The organism is Collinsella aerofaciens (genome assembly GCF_015552075.1).
Taxonomy (GTDB): domain Bacteria; phylum Actinomycetota; class Coriobacteriia; order Coriobacteriales; family Coriobacteriaceae; genus Collinsella; species Collinsella aerofaciens_Y.
The window spans coordinates 1-1,548 of sequence record NZ_JADNDZ010000054.1 but is presented as its reverse complement, the minus strand read 5'-3'; the positions used below and the strand labels follow the sequence as shown (position 1 = coordinate 1,548).

Genomic DNA, 1,548 nt, shown 5'->3' with positions numbered 1-1,548 from the left:
GACTTGCAGCGACGGACCTCAGGACACTCTTACACCACGTCTGCGCGCGCGACCTACACGCGTCCCTAAATTGATCAAACAGCACCATAGCGGACTTATATGTGTTTGCGTTAATGAACATATTTTGCTGTGATGTCTATTATTTTGCGAAGGCAATATGATACTAAGATAGCAACCGTACTCATATTTGGCATTTTTTGCCCACAGGGTATTTCCTAGGGAACCGACAACAGCCTTAGGGTCCCGCGCGGCGCCGCTCCCTCCCGGCATCCGCCGACGTTTACCCAGATAAAACCTGCCAAAATAAACCTGTCCCTTTTTGGTAGGTTTCGGGGTGACAAGGGCTTGCACTTTAGCGTGCGACAGCGGATAATGCCGAGCATTCGACAATACGCTTATTGCTCTTTCTATAGATTGAGGAGACCCCTATGGCCATGGAATTCAAACGCAGGCTGCCGATCCCCATGGAGATCCGCGAGGAAATGCCACTTTCTGCCGAGCTTACCGCCAAAAAGCAGGCATTTGACGCCGAGGTCGCCAAAGTCTTTACCGGCGAGGACGCACGTAAGGTGCTCATCATCGGCCCGTGCTCTGCCGACCGCGAGGATTCGGTGCTCGAGTATATGAACCGACTGGCCAAGACCGCCGAAGAGGTCAAGGACAAGCTCATCATCATTCCGCGCGTCTACACCAATAAGCCGCGCACCAAGGGCACCGGCTACAAGGGTCTTCTGCACAACCCCAACCCCGAGGCTCCCGACGACCTGCTCGAGGGCGTCAAGGCCATCCGCCACATGCACCTGCGCGTCATCGAGGAGACCGGCTTCTTCACCGCCGATGAGATGCTCTACCCGTCCAACTACCAATACCTCGTTGACCTGCTGAGCTATGTTGCCGTGGGTGCGCGCTCGGTCGAAAACCAGGAGCATCGCCTGGTGTCGAGCGGCATTTCGGTGCCCGTCGGCATGAAGAACCCCACCGCTGGTTCCACCACCGTTATGCTCAACTCTATTTACGCCGCCCAGGCTCACCAGAGCTTTATCTTCCGTAACTGGGAAGTCGAGTGCGATGGCAACCCGCTCGCGCACGCTGTCATGCGCGGCTACATCGGCCTCGATGGCCGCACCTACCCCAACTACCACTACGAGCACCTAGAGCGCCTGGCCGAGCGCTATACCGAGCACGCCGGCTATGCCAACCCGGCGGCGGTCATCGACTGCAACCACGACAACTCGGGCAAGCGTCCGCTGGAGCAGTATCGCATTTGCAAGGAGGTGCTCGACAGCTGCCGCCGCAACGAGTCCATCTCCAAGCTGGTCAAGGGCTTTATGATCGAGTCCTACCTGGAGGATGGCAACCAGCCGGTCGACGGCGGCGTCTTTGGCAAGTCGATCACCGACCCGTGCCTGGGCTGGGAAAAGACCGACTACCTCATCCACGAGATCGCGGAACGGGTGTAGGTTACGGCGTTTTACCAAACGCCGTAACGGCTCGACGCTGCGCGGGCCGCATTTGGACAATCTGACGTTCAACTTCAAGGGCGCGACC

At 57.6% G+C, this 1,548-nt stretch carries 1 protein-coding gene; it reads left to right on the top strand.

Going from position 1 to position 1,548, the window contains the following annotated elements; translation table 11 throughout:
* Positions 1-428 precede the first annotated feature (428 nt).
* A complete protein-coding gene (locus I2D41_RS03910) occupies positions 429-1,460 on the top strand; it encodes a 3-deoxy-7-phosphoheptulonate synthase (protein WP_022094323.1) in 1,032 nt (343 codons plus the stop codon).
* Positions 1,461-1,548: the final 88 nt, after the last annotated feature.